The following is a 1,653-nucleotide window of genomic DNA, read 5'->3' on the forward strand; positions in this document are numbered from 1 at the left end:
CCGGCGCCGATGGCCGCCTCGGCCAGCGCCAGGTCGGCCGCGCCCAGCCGCGCCCAGACCAGTGCTAGGACCAGGCCGAAGGCGATGAACAGCAGCACACCGGCATACAGCTGGCGCACATGCAGGGCGCCGCCGGCGAGGCCGAGCAGCAGCAGGCCGCACACGGCGTCGAGCAACCAGTCAGTCATCGGGCCGCTTCTCCTCGGTCTGCCGCGCCAGCAGCTGGCAGGTGGTGGCGCCGGACGCCAGCACCAGTAGCCAGATCAGCAGCATCTGTCCGATTTCCAGCAGGCCGTCGGCGCGCAGCACGAGCCCGGCGACCACCAGGCCGAGGCCGAGGGTATCGGCCTTGGTCAACGCATGCAGCCGGGCGACGGCATCGGGAAAGCGCAACAGGCCGATACTGCCGGCGGTGAAGAACAGCAGGCCGCCGGCCAGCGGCAGCCAGCTCAGCGCGGCGAGCAGCTCACTCATGCCGGCTCCGGCGCAGCAACTGCACCAGCGCCGCGCTGGCCATCGCCGCCAGCAGCGCCAGCACCAGCGCGGCATCGCGCAGCGCCGGCAGGGCTTGCCATTGCGCCAGCAGCAACAGCAACGCGGTGCCGGTGGTGCCGAGCAGTTGCACGGCGAGCAGCCGGTCGACCCGGCTCGGGCCACGCAGCACGCGCCCCAGGCCGATCACCAGGGTCAGCAGCAGCAGCGTCGAGAACAGTGCCATCAGCGTTCCGGCCCCGTATCCAGCAGGCGCGCCAGCCGGCGCTCCAGTTCGCCCACGGTGTCGCGCCAGGGCAGGCGCTCGTCCAGCACGTGCACACGCATCCGCTCGCCGTCCAGGCGCGAGGCCAGCGTGCCGGGCAGCAGGCCGACCATCGCCGAGAGCAGCAGGCGGACCCGCGGCGAGGGGCTGCTCAGCACGAAATCGTGCCAGGCGGGTTGCAGCGGGCAACCGGGCTGAAAGGCGCGTCGCGCCACGTCCCAGGCGCCGAGGAACATGTGCCGCAGGACGCAGCCGAGGAATGCCGGCAAGGCTGCCAGGCGCAGGGCCGGTGGTCGCAGTCCCAGCCACAGGCTCAGGGCAACGGCCAGCGCCACCGTCGGAATGCCCAGGCTCCAGCCGCGCCCGGCGGCGAACAGCGCCCACAGCGCGGCATAGATCAACGACCAGAAGAGCGCGTCGGTGGCTGCGCGACGCAGTAGGGCCCGGGTCATCTCATCCTCCATGGCATTCCGGTCTTTATGACAAGTCGAGGCCAAGAGTGCGTCGCTGTCCACCAGCCACGGCGCAACGCCTTGTTTCAGCGCATTGCCGCTCGGCCTGTATGCGGGGCGGCATCGGGGTGAGAGCGGTGAAGCCCCTAGACGAGGTGCCGCAGGAACCATTCACCGGCCAGCCGCGCCACCGCCTCCAGCGTGCCGTGTTCCTCGAACAGATGGGTCGCGCCCGGCACCACCGCCAACTGATGTGCGCACTGCAGGTGGGCGGCGGCCTCGCGGTTCAGTTCCAGCACCTCCAGGTCGCGTTCCCCGACGATGAACAGCGAGGCCGCCTTGACGCGCGCCAGCGACTGCTCGGCCAGGTCGACCCGGCCACCCCGGGAGACCACGGCGGCGATGTCCGCCGGCCGCGACGCCGCGGTGATCAGCGCGGCGGCG

4 protein-coding genes and 1 pseudogene are annotated in these 1,653 nt (G+C 71.7%); all 5 read right to left on the reverse strand.

Going from position 1 to position 1,653, the window contains the following annotated elements:
* Positions 1–188 (reverse strand): hydrogenase subunit MbhD domain-containing protein (locus BAY1663_RS22665; protein WP_037045366.1); only part of this gene is annotated, 188 nt, incomplete at its 3' end.
* A complete protein-coding gene (locus BAY1663_RS22670; protein ID WP_037045368.1) occupies positions 181–474 on the reverse strand; it encodes a monovalent cation/H(+) antiporter subunit G in 294 nt (97 codons plus the stop codon). The genes BAY1663_RS22665 and BAY1663_RS22670, both read right to left, overlap by 8 nt.
* Positions 467–718 (reverse strand): monovalent cation/H+ antiporter complex subunit F, encoded by a 252-nt coding sequence (locus BAY1663_RS22675; RefSeq protein WP_037045370.1) that lies wholly within the window; start codon positions 716–718, stop codon positions 467–469. The genes BAY1663_RS22670 and BAY1663_RS22675 overlap by 8 nt, the downstream gene beginning before the upstream one ends.
* Entirely contained in the window at positions 718–1,209 is a 492-nt protein-coding gene (locus BAY1663_RS22680; protein ID WP_256206960.1) for a Na+/H+ antiporter subunit E, read from the reverse strand. Before BAY1663_RS22680 ends, BAY1663_RS22675 begins: the two co-directional genes overlap by 1 nt.
* Before the next feature lie 146 nt (positions 1,210–1,355).
* Positions 1,356–1,653 (reverse strand): annotated as a pseudogene (locus BAY1663_RS22685) (alpha/beta hydrolase); the annotation flags it as partial.

The organism is Pseudomonas sp. BAY1663 (assembly GCF_000582595.1).
Lineage (GTDB): Bacteria > Pseudomonadota > Gammaproteobacteria > Pseudomonadales > Pseudomonadaceae > Stutzerimonas > Stutzerimonas stutzeri_AF.